This is a genomic window from Flavobacterium humidisoli (assembly GCF_023272795.1).
GTDB lineage: Bacteria > Bacteroidota > Bacteroidia > Flavobacteriales > Flavobacteriaceae > Flavobacterium > Flavobacterium humidisoli.
Map to the genome: position 1 here is coordinate 4,944,560 of NZ_CP096829.1, position 17,251 is coordinate 4,961,810.

Consider the following 17,251-nt stretch of genomic DNA (forward strand, 5'->3'; position numbering starts at 1 on the left):
AGGCTTAATACATAACTGTTAAGGTCTCTGCTTTTGCTGGACTATCATTTTCTAAACTTGGCACCAGATGATATTCGTATTCTTTATTAATTTTCAAATTTTTATCTTCTAAAGTAAAAACAGTTCCGTTTAATTCTTTCCATAAAGTTGGCGGAAGCCCTTTTTCATTTTTATAAATACTTAGGCCTAGAACCTTGCCTTTATTCTTTGCATAGTCCCAAGAAAGAACTATTTTTCGATTTTCTCTATCTGCTGTTCCTTGCGAAAATGTAATCACTTTTACTGGTGTAAAATTCAACACACTAACCGTGATTACTGAATGATCTAGTGAAGACCATAGATTACTTTTATCCTTAGCCAGAATAGCATATTGATAAATCTTCTTGTTTTCTATTCGATCATCTGTAAATTCCTGAATAGTGTCGTTTATTTGTTTGATTTCCAACCATTTCTCCTGTCCCTTTTCTCTTCTTCTTAAACTATGACTTACAACATCTTCACTATAGCTTCGTATCCACTTTAAGTGTACTTTGCCATCTTTATTATCATAATCTTTAAAAATAGGTGCTGCCGGCGGAATTTTATCGGGTTTATCCAATACCAGAATATCAGAAGGATCTGAGATATTATAACGCATATCTTCAGCAGCAATTCTATAATAAACTTTGCTGTTGGTCATTTTTAAACTCACGCTGTCTTTGTACTCTGTACCACTATAAGATTGATGATAAATATCTACAAACTCCTCTCCTGCCGTATTGGCTTTTAGTATTCGGTATCCGCGAAGATCTTTTTCTGTATTGGGTTTCCATTTTAGTCTAACCGTTCCAAGACTATCAATTACTCCTTCTAGCCCGATTGGCTTGGCTGGCGGTATCGAATCGACTGGCTGTACCAGCATACTTTGGGAAGTTAATCTCTGATTGTTTTTTCCAACAACCGAAATGGTAAAATAATTGGATGGATACAGTTCTTCTTTAAACTTGAGTTTTCTTTCAGATGGCGGAATAATTTTAGAAACAACCTTATACGGTCCTTTATCATTACTTGCTAAATTAATTTCATAACCTTGAATAAATCCTTCTGATTCTTTCGGATAATCCCATTCAAGATTAACTTCATTTGAATTTATAATAGCATAATCTACCAATCTTGCCGGAGTTACTACAGCGGCAACACCCGTAGCTGTTATAGGTTTTGTAAATTCTCCTTTTTCTCCAAACGAAGTTATACCATATAATCTATAATGATAAACTTTGTCGTTTACACTAAGTGTATCAACAAAGTACATGTTTTTGGACGGATTTTCTTCTTTATCATTTAAGTTAACAAGTCCGGTATTTGATATTGGTTTATAATTAATTCCATCTGAAGATTTTTCTACCATAAACGAGGTATAAATTCTTTTGAAGGTTTCATAATCCCAAGAAAGCAGTACTTTTCTATCATCTGGAACAGCAATAAAATCTGTTGGTGCAGGCAGAACCGAATAATCTTTTAAACCAATCATATAGGAAGCTTCTTTTACCTGCGGACTTTCAAAAACCTTTACTTGGTAAGCATATACTTCATTCTTCTTTACATCTGTATCTACATAACCCCAACCCGCTTTTACAGCTCCTTCAAAGCTCATATCTGCAGCATATAAAGCAAAAGTATATCGCTGATCTAGCTCGTCGGCCATATTAACTATTTTTGCCAAATCACCTTCTTTTGCGCCTGTTACTTCAAAACTTTCGCCATAAATAGATTGCGCAATAATAGCCGCATTATTGTCTTTCTGTACAAAATCAATCCAAGAATCTAATGGTTCGGGAGTTAATGGTTTAGGAGTAAGAAGAATTTTCTCAGGTTTAGGCAAGACATTACCGTCACGTAGAATTGTAGTCCTGGTAATTGTAAATCCTTTTTTATTAGCTTTCTGCCATTCGGCTGGAGAATTGATAGCCCAGCGAACTAAAATTTTATCCTTTTGTGCTCGGGCTTTAACCACAACAGCAGCACGTTTAGTCTGTGAATAGGATACCGATATAAACAATAAAAAGAAAAAAATAAACTTATTTGGGGACATAAGATGTAATTATTTCCATGTTAAAAAAACAAAAGTAATCTTTTTAATTATGAATTAAATACGGTTTCCCGTACTACAATGTAATAACACATTAACACAAAAAACACAACACAATGATATACAATATTTTAAATTAAATTTTACCGTTTTTTTCTTATGAATTAAAATCAAAAAATATCAATTTAAATATTTTTCTATAACATTCTTGCTGACGAAGCGCTTACTATTGATAAAAACAAAGTCCTTAAAATCATTTCATTTGTCTTTCTGTAATTACAAATCTCCAAAACATTCAAACAATTAAATATCATTAGCATACATTTAAATTTTAACAAATTTCTTACGCCATTTTAATCAAACTGACAATATACTTTTCGATATTTTTCAATCCTAATACTTTTATTGTATTTTTGATAACACACTAAATAACAACATTTTACATTTCATTAAAGTTTTAAAAGCAAAACGCTATAATTGACTCAAAATATATTATTGTGGAACATAAGCTTTTTAATATAATTTCTTTAAACTTTACAATAGCCAGAAAAGCGCTTTCCGTTCTGCTTTTTTGTTGGCTAAATGTATACTCACAGTATAATAAATCTGGATATACTGATATAGCCAGACAAAGATTATTAGTTCACATTACTTCAGATTATCTTCATACCATCAGTCAGGGACAAATTGATAAAGATAGTGCGGTAAGAGCTTCATCCCGACTTTACAATTTGAGCATCTTAATTCCTTACAATGAAACCTATAATAATGGCACAACAAATCCTGCGATCAAACTTCTCGAACAGGATAAAGTAAATCAAGCCAAAAATGTACTCCCCAACTTAAAAGGTGAAAATCGGTTTTTACTGCTGCTTGAACTAAGCAATTATTTCATTTTTAAAACAGGGACACAAAAAGCAGATCTTGACCAAGCCGAAAAATATCTGGAAGAAATTTTACAGCAGAAAAAATGGGATAAATGGAAAATGGGTGCTATGATGTTAAAAGCCAATCTTCTTAATCAAAGAGGTAGTTCAGACGAAAGTCAAAAATTATATTCAGAAATTGAAAAACGCTGTAACCAATCCGAGAATAATCTGGATTTAGCCAGAGCATTTTTAGAAGCTGGAAAAGCACTACAATATGGTAATCCGCAAAGATTGGTTTATTTTCAAAAAGCACTTTCTATATTTCAAAATCTGAAAGAAAAGGAAAAGGAAATAGAAACCTTATCGCAGATAAACATCGAATATTTTATTGCCAGACGTTTTGATGACTCGCAGAAACTTATTTACAAAATATTACAGCTTCAAAAAGAAATAAAATACCATCATAATCAATATGCTTTTGATGTGCTTTCCTATTTATCGTATCGAAAAGGAGATTTAGTTAAAGCTTTGTATTACTCCAATAAAAGCATTGAAAGTATTCAATCCAAAGAAGATTCTATATTTAAAGGTTTGTTTTTCTTAAGAAGAGGACAGTTATATCAACATTCAAAAAAGAATCAAGAGGCACTTTTTTGGTACACGAAAGCTTTAGAAAATAAAACTCAAGAAACCAAACTGTACTGGTATAAAGCATTTTTATCTAAAGCTTGGGTTTTAAATGAGTTGCATCGAAACAACGAAGCTTTAACTCTGTTGAAAAAAACAGCAAGCGAATTTCCTCCTGTTACCGATTTTGAAAAGATGCACTTTGCCTTCATACTTGGAGGAACTTATGAGAAATTAAAAAAGGTAGATCTAGCAGAAAAAAACTATTCTATTTTTCAAAATATAGCCCAAAACTACCCCCTTCAATATGTTCATGACGAATTTCCAGCTGCCTTTTTTCAAATCGCTTCTTTTTACCAAAATATAGGTAAAAACGATAAAGCGAGACAACTGCTTAAAAATGGAATTTCGCATACTTTTGAAATAGGAGTTGCAGAAAAAAGCCAGTATTACTACAACCTTTTTAAAATTGATTCTACCGAAAAAAAATACAATGACGCGATTAAAAATTTGGTTTTAAGTCAGAAATATAAAGACTCTGCTTTTAATAAAGAACAGCAAAAAAAGTTTGCAGAATTATTAATTAAATATGAAGCCGATAAGAAAGACAAGAACATTAAATTACTGCATACTCAAAATCAGCTACAGCTCATTAAGTCACGAGAAACCGAAAGGGAAAAGAACATCCTTCTTATCGGTTCACTGTTACTAATTGTCATTATGTGTCTTTTACTATACAGCTATATCATTAAACAAAAAAACAATCGCAAACTAGAAGCCAGCCAACGTGAATTGGATCAAAAGAATAACTTTCTGGAAAGCTTAAACCACGAACAGCAAAAACTGTTAAAAGAAAAAGAATGGCTTATTAAAGAGGTGCATCATCGAGTAAAAAATAATTTACAAATGGTGACAAGCCTGCTCAACTCACAATCGACCTATCTTAAAGACAGTGATGCGAAAATGGCGGTTAAGGACAGTCTCCGTCGGATGCAGGCCGTGTCAATGATTCATCAAAAATTGTATCATGATGATAATATTTCGACTATTGCTATGCCTCAATATATAGATGAATTAGTTCATTATTTACATGAAAGTTTTGACAATGAAAATCAGATTGTTTTCAAAAAGAATATCGAGGCAATAAATTTGAATATTTCACAAGCCATTCCGCTCGGGTTAATCGTTACTGAAAGTGTTGTCAATGCTATAAAATATGCCTTTTTAGAAAAACAAAACGGAACAATAGAAATCAGTCTGTTTTATGAAGATAAAGACAATATTATTCTTAAAATAGCTGATAACGGAATAGGCCTACCTGATTTTACCAACAAAGCCGATCCTAATTCTTTCGGACTTAATCTCATAAAAGGTCTTTCAAAACAATTAAAAGGCAGTTTTAGCATCGAAAATAATAACGGCGTACATATAATAATTAAATTTACACATCTAAACAATTGATTTACAATGAACAACAAAGTTTTAATTGTAGAAGATGAATTTATAGTCGCAAATGACCTGCAACTAATATTAAAACAAGCAGGCTATATGGTGACTGGAATTGCTGTTTCGGCTGAAGAGGCATACCAACATATTGCAAAAAATAAACCTGATCTTGTATTATTGGATATTTATTTGGAAGGCAAACAATCTGGAATTGATCTCGCAAAAAAATTAAAAACTGAGAATATTGCTTTTGTTTATTTGTCTGCCAATTCGAATCAAACCATACTTGAAGAAGCAAAAAAAACGGATCCTTACGGTTTTCTTGTAAAACCATTTCGAGAAAAAGATTTACTGATTACTTTAGAAATTGCTACGTACAGACATAAAAACAGCATAGAATCTCGCTCAAGACAAGAAAAGCTTTTACAAGAAAAGCTAAATACAATAAGCCGTCAAACGCTTCAATATGAAGATTATCTAAATGAAATTGCACAATTATTACAAGCTTTTATCCCTTACGAACTTATTGTTTTCGAAATAAAAAACTCCGATCAAAAAAAATGCACTGCTTATTTACGCATAGGTTTTAATGAATATCAATACATAGGCGAAAGAGAATTAGAAAACATCACGAATTCAAAAAGTAATTCATCTTTTACCGAAATCAATTATCTGGAAAATGAACCCCTTATTTATGAAACGGACCATCTTAATCCAAAATTATCTTTCATAAAAAAACATTTTAGAGCAGAATCTTTTCTGGTATTTCCTTTTCCATTAAATGACAAATTAAGCGTTCAATTTATATGCTGCAACCAAAAGAAAAAAATCTATTCGCAATATCATATTGACTTACTGACAAGTGCACGAAAGCATTTCGAAGACCTTATGAATCAAGTTACAAATCGGCAAAAGATCTCGAAAGAAAATATGAAAGATAATTTTAAGCAAACTGTTTCCAATCAGTTTAGTGAGATTGTCGGGAAACATCCTCTTTTACTGGATGCTCTTGATCTTATTGCACAAGTTGCTCCTTACAGCACCTCGGTTCTTATACTTGGAGAGAGCGGAACAGGAAAAGAAAAAGCAGCTCAGTCCATTCATAATCTCTCTATGCGAAAAGAGGGTCCTTTTATAAAAATTAATTGTGCTGCAATATCTCCAACCTTGATAGAATCTGAATTATTTGGTTACGAAAAAGGTGCATTTACGGGTGCAGTGGAAAGCAGAAAAGGAAAATTTGAACTGGCCGATGGCGGAACTATTTTTCTAGATGAAATTGGAGAATTATCGAATGAAATGCAAATTAGATTATTGCGCGTTTTACAGGAAAAAGAAATTGATTCTGTGGGAGGAAATATGGCTAGAAAAATAAATATCCGAATTGTGGCCGCAACAAATCGAAATCTCGAAAAAGAAGTTGCTATGGGCAATTTTAGAATGGATCTTTACTATCGCCTAAATGTATTCCCTATCACAATGCCAGCCTTACGCGAGCGTAAAAGCGATATCCCAGAATTAGCATATCATTTTGCAGAGAAATTCTGCAGAGAATTCAATAAAAATTTTAATGGTATCAGTCCAAAAATGATGCGGCAAATGAATGAATATGACTGGCCAGGAAATATTCGCGAATTAGAAAATTTTATGGAAAGGTCGGTTATATTAAATAACGGAAAATCTGAATTAGAGCTTAATCTGAATTCTTCTTCTCCAAATTCAGAATCACTCATTAAAGAAGATGATCAGACTTTAGAAGATGTAAAAAATGCACAGCAGCAAATAGAACGTGATTACATCATTTCTATTTTAAAAAAAGTAAAAGGCAGAATACGCGGAACAGCTGGCGCGGCTTCAATGCTAAATATTAAACCTACAACACTAGAATCAAAAATAAATAAACTATCTATTAAAAAAGAAGATTACTCAAACTAGAAAGTACTCCGATTTTTTCGGAATTATTTTATCTTTCTCCGAAATCTTCGTAGAAATATAAGATTTTGATTTTCTAATATTTCAACAATATTTTAAAAAAAAACCAGTAACAGCAGCAGTTAAGATTTCATTTCAGTTCATTTATCTGTTTCACAAAATTATTGGCATGTTCTTGGTCATTTTTAATAGCATATTGATATCTAGACATTATGGATCAGCTGCGAAATCATATTGAAGAAATTACCCCCATAAGCGATGAAGAGTTTGCTTACATCAAAACTTTTTTTACCAAAAAAAAAATAAAAAAACACCAGTATTTAATTCAAAGTGGAGACAAAGTACAATGCGAATATTGGATTATAAAAGGTACTCTTAGAGCATTTTACATTAATAAAGATGGCAAGGAGCATATTCTTCAATTTGCGATAAAAAATTGGTGGATATCAGATTATAATGCCTATTTCAATCAAACAGAATCTGCCATAAATATTGTCTGTATGGAAGATGCCGAAATATTATGTCTAACGCTGTATGCAAGAGAAAAACTGGCTTCTGAACTTCATAAAATGGAGCATTTTTTTAGAATGAAGTTAACCCTCCTCTACTCTTCGCAGCAAAAAAGGATTATTTCTCTATTATCAGACAATCCAAAAGAGCGTTATGAAAAGTTTGCAAGTTATTATCCAAACATTTTGCAGAAAATACCAAAAAAATACATTGCAGAATATCTTGGCGTCTGTCGGGAAACACTGAGCAGGATTTATCTCAATAACTAGCTTTGAAGAGCTTAATATGTTATAAATAAATCTAGTAGATTTAAAAAGTTTACTCGTAGCAAATATTTCAATTCTGTGGAGCTCCTCTTCAAATTACAAATATTTCTCTAAATATTTCGTCCCACTAGGACTTTTTTAAATTCTCCTTATTTCTAAAAACTTCAATTTTTGACTATCAAATATCCATTCTTAACCAAAGTCAATGATTTGGAAAGAATGGCCGATATACTTTTGCCTTGTTTTTAAAATTAATGTGATCAAAATCACACTTTTAAAGTGATTTGAATCAACTTCTAGCGAATATTCAAAATGGAAATTTGTATAAGAGATAACCGAAATATTAAAATGAAAAAACATGAAAACGACATCATATAATTCAATTACACAAAAAGTCTTAATAGTTGCACTATGTGCCTTTATAACTATTACCGCCAGTGTTAAAGCTAAAAATTCTGAAAGCATGAAAAAGAAGATTTTATTCGTGGTCACCAACCATGAAAAAAAGGGAAATACGGGAGAGAAAACAGGTTTTTATCTTTCTGAAGTAACACATCCGTGGGATGTCCTAACAAGTGCCGGATACGAAGTTGATTTTGTCAGTCCGAAAGGAGGCAAAGCACCTATAGAAGGATTCAATTTAAGCGATTCGACAAACAAGAAATTTTGGCTTGATACAAATTACAGACAAAAAATAGAAAACACACTGAAACCAGACGCGATCAATCCTGAAGAATATGTAGGAATACATTTTTCAGGCGGTCACGGCGCAATGTGGGATTTGCCTAATAATAAACAGCTGAATGCAATAGCTTCTAAAATTTATGAAAATAACGGAATCATCAGTGCAATATCTCATGGTTCAGCAGCCCTATTAAATATTAAACTTGATAATAAATATCTGGTAGATGGCAAAAAAATTAATGCTTTTACGAATGAAGAAGAAACTGCCGTAAAATTAGATAAAGCAGCGCCCTTCTTGTTAGAAACTAAACTTATAGAAAGAGGAGCCATTTTTGAAAAATCAGGTTTATGGCAAACACATGTAACGGTTGACCAGCGTGTGGTTACGGGACAGAATCCGCAATCGGCAAAAGCAGTTGGTGAAGCTCTTTTAGAACAGTTAACAGCTTTTGAAACCATCGCAAAATTAACGATGTATGAAGTGCCAGAAAATGCCTCAGAACCATTTCGAAAAGCATTAAAAGATTATGTAACATCTTCGCTTTCATCTAAAGGAAACATTATGTCTGAAGCTTTTTACGAACAAGAAAAACCTAATGTGTTATGGCTAATTGAAAGATGGAACGAAAAAAAACAATTAGACGATTTCAGCAAAAAGTCACAAGCAAAAGCATTACAATCTTTAATCCAAAAATCCTTAAAAACTACGCCCAAAATCTATTATGTAAAAGATCTTGAACCTTTAACCAAAGAGCAATGGCGAAAAACTTCCAAAAAAGAAGACAATCAGCTTGTGATTATGCTTTTTGTTGATGGGAAAAAAGGAACTGAACAGAATTTTAAAGACACCTATCATATCGCAATGCCACAATTTCGCAGTGAACCCGGCGTAGTAACCTACCAGCTTTCTGAAATTGAAGGAGATCAAACTCAGTTTGTAACCTATGAAAAATTTAGAAGCAATGATGCTTTTCAATATCATCTCAACTTTCCTCCTATTAAACCCGTAATCGAATATTTGGAAACCAGCATTAAAAAACCTCCTTTTCAAAACGGACTGCACAATCTTATAGAATTTGCTCCGATGACAAGAGAATAAAAAAGAAAATCAGTAGTAATAGTTAAAATAAAAAATCATGAAAAAATTAAGACAAATTATGACAGCAAGTTTATTAAGCGCCGTTGCATTATCAGATGCACAAGCACAAGATATCGATCACAAATTAGATGTGATCAACCAATTGACAACACCGTCTCATGTTTCTGTAATGCCTGTTTCTTCGCTGTTAAATGCGCCTGGAAACGAAGCTTTAAGAGCCTTCTTTTTTAATCCTGTAAAAGACAAAACCGTTTTAAAAGGCAAAAAAATCGCAGTACTTGCTGCAGACGGTTTTGAAGAAATAGAACTAACTGGCCCTGTGTGGTATTTTAGAGAATTGGGTGCTCAGGTTGATATTGTATCGCCAAAATACAATCCTGCTCCAGCAAGATACGGATTAAGCAGTCCAGAAATGGCAAAAACACACGTTATGGCCATTCAATATTTACAGCCTGTTGGATGGATAAAATTTGACCGAACAGCAAATCAGATTAAAGTTAGCGATTACGATGCTGTATTTATTCCGGGAGGTGCGTGGAATCCTGACAATCTTCGCTACGACAAAGACGTTATCAAATTCATTCAGGATTTTAATAAATCGGGGAAATTGATCGCTGCCATTTGTCACGCACCGGTTGTATTGGCATCTGCTGATATTTTAAAAGGAAGAAAACTTACGGGATATTGGAACATTCAAATCGATCTTAAAAATGCTGGAGGAATTGTTTCTGATCAGCCAGTAGTTGTTGATGCCAACATTATAACAAGCAGACATCCTATTGATGTAGCTGATTTTTCGAAAGCAGTTGAAAGCTGGTTAGTTAAGAAAAAGTAATTCTATTACATTACTGCTGAATTAAACATAACGGGAGATAAAATTTTGTCTTCCGTTATCATTTATTTTACGAATCATTTACCGATCATTCTTTTACGAAGTCTACTGAGAGATTCTGGTTTTATGCCGATGTAAGAGGAAAGCTGATTCTGCGAGACCATCTGAAAAAGATAAGGTTCTTTTTTTAAAATGGTTTTATATCGTTCTTCGGGAGTTTGAAAATGTAGCATTTCTTCTCTTTCAATAATGATTAAATAAGCATATTCTGCTATTAATCTTCCAAATTTGGACCAGTTGGGAGAACTATGATATAAGTTTTCTACTTGTTCATATTCTAAAGCAATTACTTTGGAATCTTCCATCGCTCTGCAATAGTATTGAGCTGTTCTTTGCGTGATGAAACTAGCGAAATCTACCAGAAAATCATCTGGTTTTGCAAATCGGCAATTGATTTCATTCCCTTTATAATCCACATAAAACATTCTAAAAAAACCACTTTCTATAAAGTAGATATGACGGCAGATTTCTCCCTGTTGTAAAAGGTCGGTATCTTTTGTCACTTCCCTTCTTTCAATAATCGGAAGCATCAGACTATACTCTTCATCAGACATCGGGACAAATGATGTTATAACTTTTTTAAGTGCATCCATAGCAATACGTTAAGAGAAATAACTTCTCTAAAATTAGATTTTATTCTGCTAAATACAAAATGCTTTTTTTTAAATCTAAAAGATTCGTTCTTAACCAAAGTCAACGATGTTCCTCAAGCACCCGTTCTACCTTTGTCATGTAAATAAATTGAAAATCATACAATTAAAAAACATTTCATAAAAAAACAATCTATTACTAATCATTAAAAAAAAAATCATGAAAACTAAATTTAACATCGACACTAAAGCACACAATCCAAAATTAGGATTCAAAATTCACTTTCTTGTTTTCCTATTAGCAACTCCAATAATCTTCCTTATCTGGTATTTAACAGACACTACTTATCCTTGGCCGCTTTGGTCTACCTCTGCTTGGGCAGTTGGAGTTCTCTTTCACTATTTAGGTGTATTTGTATTCAGAAAAAATAAAATCTAATCTCGATAATCATGAAAACAAACACAACATTCAGACGCATCGTAACCGGACATAATGTACAAGGAAAAGCAATTATAGTTTCTGATGAAATTCCAGCAAGAACTTATATGGTCGGTGGGCCAAATGGAGCTAAATTTCATGAGGTTTGGAACACGAAACAAACTCCTGCCTTAATAGACAGCATTTCTAAAGATGCTGAAGAAAACGGACTTATACTGGGTCCTCCAAAACAAGGAACAAGAATACGAGTGATCGATTTTCCGCCAGAAAGCGATGAAATCCGCAATCTTACCCAAGAACAAGCTTTGGAACATTTTAAATCCATGAGTGGAGAAAACGCTTCAAAAGCTGGTGGAAATGCACCTCATCCTTTAATGCATAAAACCGAAACTATTGATTACGGAATTGTTCTGGATGGCGAATTGACCTTGATTGTGGACGAAGGCGAAACGACGGCAAAAGCTGGAGATATCATTGTACAAAGAGGTACCAATCATGCCTGGAGCAATCGATCTGGAAAAATCTGCCGTGTAGTCTTCATATTAATTGATGGAAAATTTGAAGAAAATCTTCGCTAAATCTAATAATCACTATCATGCGAGTAAATCCTATACATCCAGAAACAATGAACGACGAAGTACGCTATGTACACGACGAAGTTGTAAAACTCATTACAACAAGCCAAGGGCCAGTTTCAATGCTAAACAACGAAGGTGCTTTGACGGGTCCGTTTCCGCCCATGCTTGGTTTCCCACAATTTGGAATTCCTGCTTTGAGTTTTGTTCGTTCCTTAGACAATCATGCAACACTTTCCAAGAAAGTGCGAGAAGTGGCTATTCTAACGATTGGCGCTGCCTTTGGTGCTCGTTTTGAACTTTATGCTCACGAAATTATGGCTAAACATTTTGGTTTTTCAGCCGAAGCAGTTGCATCGTTGGCATCAGGAATTCGTCCAAATGAATTAAATCAAGAAGAAGCTATCGCTTATGAAATTGCTTCTGTATTAGCCAAAGGCAAAATTGTTTCTAACTCGTCTTATAATCTTGCCAAAGAAATTTTAGGGCAAGACGGAGTTGCCGAACTCATCTTTTTAGTTGGCGCTTATACGCTTCTTGCAACTGTTTTAAATGGTTTTGATGTTCTTTCCTAATCTAAAAAAACATCCGATTTTAATAAAAACAACAATAAATATAAAAACAATGAAAAAATCAGAAATGAATTCTCAAACTCCCTTCAAATCAATTTCAAAATTATTCCTGCTTTTGTTTACTTCCATCGCAAGTGCATCCTGTTCAAACGATGATAATACTGTAAAAAAATCTCCAGTTGTGCTGGTGCATGGCGCATGGCAAGCATCATACGTATGGGATCAAACAGAAAAAGACTTAAAAGCTGCAGGTTACAATGTCACAGTCGTAAAACTGCCAGGTCACGGAGACGATACAACTCCAGCTTATCAGGTTTCGTTTCAGGCTTATGTTGATGAAGTTAAAAAAGCTATTAACACCTACAATGAACCTGTAATTTTAATTGGTCACAGTTTAGGAGGAGCTGTAATTACTCAAACTGCTGCAGAAATTCCTCAAAAAATCAAAAAACTGATTTATGTTGCTGGCTTTATTCCGCAAAACGGAAAAAGCGTTTTGGATTATTCTCAAATGGATACGGCTTCACTTTTACCTCCATCATTAAAATTATCAGATGATCAAACTTTAGCAGGAATCGCGAATCCAGAAGTGAATCTTCCAAAAATATTTGCTCAGGATGCAACAGATGCCCAAAAACAATTTCTTGTTTCAAAATACAAAGCAGAACCGACAATTCCGCTTGGAACGCCTTTAAACTATAAAACAGAAGATTTTAATGCTGGCGGGAAAAAGTATTACATCTTCACAACCGCTGATAATACTATTACTTACAATTTTCAGCAAAAAATGGCAAAAGAAGCCGAAATTACCAATACATATACAATCAATTCAGGGCATAGTCCGTTTATATCCAAATCTGATGAACTTACTAAACTTATAAAAGACATTTTATTGAAGTAATTTTTAAATGAAAAAAAGGGTTGTTTCAAAAGGACAGCCCTTTTTTGCTTGTGGGCGCAAAACATCGTTGCTAACACTTTACTCTCAAAAAAAAACATAAATATCTGATATAAAACACATTAAACTTTAAACTTACTCTATAAACCTTCATTAAAAAAGAATACCTTTACTTGTAATAATTGTTTGCATAATTGCCTTAGACTGATTCAAAAGAAATTTACCCTTTAACTAATTTCTATCGTACTTATTATGAATAACAATTTTAGAGTCCTGATTTTATTACTTCCATTCAGTATATTAGGGCAAACTCAAAAAAAAGAAATCAACCAGCAGCTTCAGACTTGGGTTTCTATCAATACGGTTACCAAATTTGCAGAACATTGGGGAGTGATTGGTGACTTTCATATCAGGCGGAATGATTTTGTCGCCGATCCGAGTTTTTATTTTATAAGAGGAGGAATCAGCTATATTCCAAATTCAAATATTTCCTTAAATCTAGGATATGCGCACATGTGGCTAGCTCCGTCAAATCCCGACTGGAGTACTTTTGCAGATGAAAACAGAATTTACCAACAAGCGCAGTTAAACACAAAATTTGGAAATGTCAGCATTTTGCAACGCTTACGAAATGAACAGCGCTGGCAGGAAAAAATGGTCAACGATAAACCCAGCGGCGATTGGCGTTTTACCAATAGAATTCGTTATCTGATGAGTTTTACTTTTCGAATCTCCGATAAGAAATCATGGCCTCAAATGGTTCTTTCAGATGAGATTTTGCTGCATTTTGGAGAAGAAGTCGTTTACAATACTTTTGACCAAAACCGATTTTTTATCGGAATTAGAAAAAATATTAATCCGAAATGGAGTTACGATTTTGGGTATATGAATGTATACCAGCAAAAATATTCTGGCTATCAATATGACATGAATCACACCATCAGATTGTTTTTTTATTTGAGTACCAGCATCAGGAAAAAAGCGCCTTCTGAGATTGAGAATTCTGGCGATGAGTAAATTTGCTTTTATATCAAAGTATTGTTAGACCTGAAAGATTCAAAAAACTCGAAAGCTCTTTTCTCTGCATAAGAATACTCAGAATCACGAAGCGGAAAAGCACAATGCCCACCGTATTTTGGTGTTTCTAGATAAACAAACGCACTGTCTTTGGCAATAGTTCTCGGGTAACATCTTTCGCCCAGAAAAGGATCGTCTAGCGAATTAATAATTAAAACTGGAGTTGTAATGTTTTTAAGAGAAAACTCTGGAGAAACACGCTCGTAATAATCGTCACGACTTGCAAAACCATGAAGCGGAGCCGTAAAATATTGATCGACTTCATCAAAAGTAGAAATATTATCTATTTGATCACGGTTGATAAAATCAGGAAATTGAGCTGCTTTGTATTTCAGTTTCTTTTTAATATCAATGGTAAAATTCTTCAAATAAACTCTGTTAAAACCTTGCTTAAGCACCTCTGCACTTGTGGCAATATGAGTTGGCACCGAAATTGAAACGGCAGCTTTTATGCGCTCATCTATTTTTGTCCATCCCAAATAATTTAGAAGCTGAACGCCTCCCATTGAATATCCTATCAAATAAACATCTTCAAATCCTTTTTTCAAAGCAAACTGAACCACTTCATCCAAATCATCAACTGCACCGTGATGATACAACCTTGGAAGACGATTCATTTCTCCGCCACAAGTACGATTGTTCCAAGCAAAAACCGAAAAACCTTTCTCCTTGAAATAGGCTGCACAGCTGTTATTATAAGTTCTACGCGAATCGCCCTCTAAACCATGGCATAAAATAACTGCCTTTTTTGAATCATTTAAAATATAATCGATATTGATAAAATCTCCGTCATTCAATTCATGCTTTTCTCTTGTGTATTCAGGCACTTCAAATTTCTTAATCAGTGCAGCATAAATGGTAGAAACATGCCTGTTGCGATGAATAATAGAAGGAGAATTATATTCTGATTGTTCAATTAGTGGCATAACAAAGAGTTTTTGTGGTATTTACTACAAAGCTAAGAAATCATTCAATATGTAAATTAATTCTCTCTTTCTATTTTATCTTTTTAATAATTCCCTAAAAAAACACATCCAAAAAAATCGAAAGAAAGTTATTTTTAAATCTATAACACAAAACGGTAAAAACTATTGCTTTTTTTAAGGTATACGATTTTACAGCATCTGTTTCTTATTTCAAAATACCAGAAATTAATTTAAAAATAAACTCCTGTTAATTTTTAAAACAGCTTAATATTGTAGCACATTAGAAAGAAAACAAATTGTTAAATGTTCTAGAACACTGCGCTTGTCGCGCCACCTCTAACTTAAATACTTACTTTATTTGTATATTTGTCAAATCGATTTCTAAAAACAAAATCCCTCTAATGTTCGAACTCTTACCAGTAGATCCAAAAACAATATTTCTACTTTACTTTTGGGGCAATTTGTTTACTTGCATTCTTATTTTTAGTTTTTCGTTTTCATATGCCAATAGCGATAACAGAAAAACTTTAAAATGGTTTGGCTTAGGCAAATTAATACTTACACTTGCTTGGGTATTGGCTCTTTTACGAAATATCATTCCTGATTTTGCGTCTATTAACATTGCCAATTCTATGATTCTGGGTGCTTGCTGCTTTGAAACTATGGCTATGCTGTCACTTATTAAAACGCATGCAAAAAAGCATTATCGGTTTCAAATAGCAATTACCGCAACATCAATAGTATTATTTAATATTTCCACATTTTTTGACGCGTCACTGAATGCTCGTGTCATAATTGGCGGTATTGGCATATTTTTTATCTATTTATTGCCAACTATAACTTATTTTACAGAAAAGGGAAAAAGCTTTTTTAAGACTTTTTATGTTTTGTGTTACATGGCATTTGAAATTCTAATTGCAATACGAATTATTCACAGATATTTGTATCCTCAAGATCTTATTATTTCCAATGACATTTTCGATAGTCTATACAGCATTTGCCTATTTTTATTGACTTTAATTGGTATTGTAGGCTTTTTACTTTTGGTAAAAGAAAAGCAGGATCATAAAATTAGAAAGCTTTTAAACGATAAGAACCAGTTCTTTTCTATTATTTCTCACGATTTAAGAGGTCCTTTAGGATCTTCTGTTTCTCTTTCTGAAATTCTACTGGAAAATATCGAAAAATACAGTCGAGAAGAAATTAAAGAAATATCAGAGCTTCTGCACGATTCGAACAAGAACATTTACAAATTACTGGAGAACCTTCTAGATTGGTCTAGAGTACAAACAGGAATGATTGCCTTTAATCCCAAAAATGTGCTTTTAAATGCTTTGATTGAAGAGAATATAGAATTAAGCCGAAATATCGCTTTAAATAAAAACATCAACATCACGTTTGAATCGGCTTACCTTGTCGAAGCAGAAGTTGATAAAAATATGATTAGCACCATCTTGCGAAATTTACTAAGTAATGCCATTAAATTTACAGACAAGAACGGTGAGATTAAAGTCAAATTAGTCAAAATAAATCAAAAAATAGAAATTTCGATTACAGATAACGGAATCGGAGTTCCTGACTACATAAAAGAAAAACTATTTAAAATAAACGGAAAGGTTCTACAAAAAGGAACAGAAAACGAACTAGGCAGCGGGCTCGGATTATTGCTTTGCAAAGAGTTTGTAAGCATTCATCAAGGAACAATTTGGGTAGAAAGCGAACAAGGAAAAGGAAGTACATTTCAGTTTACACTTCCGATAAAGGTGGTCTAAATTCCAAGT

General features: G+C 33.3%; 14 protein-coding genes. 11 read left to right on the top strand and 3 right to left on the bottom strand.

The window, feature by feature from the left end:
- Positions 1–4: 4 nt before the first annotated feature.
- A complete protein-coding gene (locus M0M44_RS20735; RefSeq protein WP_248727430.1) occupies positions 5–2,071 on the bottom strand; it encodes a fibronectin type III domain-containing protein in 2,067 nt (688 codons plus the stop codon).
- Positions 2,072–2,565: 494 nt separating this feature from the next.
- Between M0M44_RS20735 and M0M44_RS20740 the strand changes: the two genes are divergently transcribed.
- The 5 genes from M0M44_RS20740 (at position 2,566) to M0M44_RS20760 (ending at position 10,336) form a co-directional block, all read left to right on the top strand.
- Positions 2,566–5,025, top strand: a complete 2,460-nt coding sequence (locus M0M44_RS20740) for a tetratricopeptide repeat-containing sensor histidine kinase (protein ID WP_248727431.1) — start codon at positions 2,566–2,568, stop codon at positions 5,023–5,025.
- A gap of 6 nt (positions 5,026–5,031) precedes the next feature.
- The gene (locus tag M0M44_RS20745; protein WP_248727432.1) at positions 5,032–6,945 is read left to right on the top strand and encodes a sigma 54-interacting response regulator; all 1,914 of its coding nucleotides are present in this window, start codon (positions 5,032–5,034) and stop codon (positions 6,943–6,945) included.
- Positions 6,946–7,154: 209 nt separating this feature from the next.
- Positions 7,155–7,721, top strand: a complete 567-nt coding sequence (locus tag M0M44_RS20750; RefSeq protein WP_248727433.1) for a Crp/Fnr family transcriptional regulator — start codon at positions 7,155–7,157, stop codon at positions 7,719–7,721.
- 460 nt (positions 7,722–8,181) lie between these two features.
- Positions 8,182–9,501: an antibiotic biosynthesis monooxygenase gene (locus tag M0M44_RS20755; RefSeq protein ID WP_248727434.1), complete on the top strand. Its 1,320-nt coding sequence runs from the start codon at positions 8,182–8,184 to the stop codon at positions 9,499–9,501.
- A gap of 37 nt (positions 9,502–9,538) precedes the next feature.
- Positions 9,539–10,336, top strand: coding sequence for a DJ-1/PfpI/YhbO family deglycase/protease (locus M0M44_RS20760; RefSeq protein WP_248727435.1), 798 nt, complete (start codon positions 9,539–9,541; stop codon positions 10,334–10,336).
- Between the two features lie 74 nt (positions 10,337–10,410).
- On the opposite strand, the gene M0M44_RS20765 is transcribed toward M0M44_RS20760, so the two are convergent.
- Positions 10,411–10,986: a Crp/Fnr family transcriptional regulator gene (locus M0M44_RS20765; RefSeq protein WP_248727436.1), complete on the bottom strand. Its 576-nt coding sequence runs from the start codon at positions 10,984–10,986 to the stop codon at positions 10,411–10,413.
- Positions 10,987–11,203: 217 nt separating this feature from the next.
- Here M0M44_RS20765 and M0M44_RS20770 point away from each other — a divergent pair, with 217 nt between their 5' ends.
- The 5 genes from M0M44_RS20770 to M0M44_RS20790 all read left to right on the top strand — a co-directional run bounded on the left by M0M44_RS20770 (position 11,204) and on the right by M0M44_RS20790 (position 14,484).
- Complete coding sequence (locus M0M44_RS20770) at positions 11,204–11,422, top strand: 2TM domain-containing protein (RefSeq protein WP_163410185.1); 219 nt, start codon at positions 11,204–11,206, stop codon at positions 11,420–11,422.
- A gap of 11 nt (positions 11,423–11,433) precedes the next feature.
- Entirely contained in the window at positions 11,434–12,000 is a 567-nt protein-coding gene (locus M0M44_RS20775) for a cupin domain-containing protein (protein WP_248727437.1), read from the top strand.
- Between the two features lie 17 nt (positions 12,001–12,017).
- On the top strand, positions 12,018–12,572 hold the full coding sequence (locus M0M44_RS20780) for a carboxymuconolactone decarboxylase family protein (protein ID WP_248727438.1): 555 nt from the start codon (positions 12,018–12,020) through the stop codon (positions 12,570–12,572).
- A 49-nt stretch (positions 12,573–12,621) separates the two neighbouring features.
- Positions 12,622–13,470 carry an alpha/beta hydrolase gene (locus M0M44_RS20785; RefSeq protein WP_248727439.1) on the top strand — a complete coding sequence of 283 codons (849 nt, stop codon included), beginning with the start codon at positions 12,622–12,624 and terminating at the stop codon, positions 13,468–13,470.
- 249 nt (positions 13,471–13,719) lie between these two features.
- Complete coding sequence (locus M0M44_RS20790) at positions 13,720–14,484, top strand: DUF2490 domain-containing protein (RefSeq protein WP_248727440.1); 765 nt, start codon at positions 13,720–13,722, stop codon at positions 14,482–14,484.
- An 8-nt stretch (positions 14,485–14,492) separates the two neighbouring features.
- Here M0M44_RS20790 and M0M44_RS20795 read toward each other — a convergent pair whose 3' ends face one another.
- Positions 14,493–15,470: a YheT family hydrolase gene (locus M0M44_RS20795; RefSeq protein ID WP_248727441.1), complete on the bottom strand. Its 978-nt coding sequence runs from the start codon at positions 15,468–15,470 to the stop codon at positions 14,493–14,495.
- Between the two features lie 401 nt (positions 15,471–15,871).
- Here M0M44_RS20795 and M0M44_RS20800 point away from each other — a divergent pair, with 401 nt between their 5' ends.
- Positions 15,872–17,242, top strand: coding sequence for a sensor histidine kinase (locus tag M0M44_RS20800; protein WP_248727442.1), 1,371 nt, complete (start codon positions 15,872–15,874; stop codon positions 17,240–17,242).
- Positions 17,243–17,251: the final 9 nt, after the last annotated feature.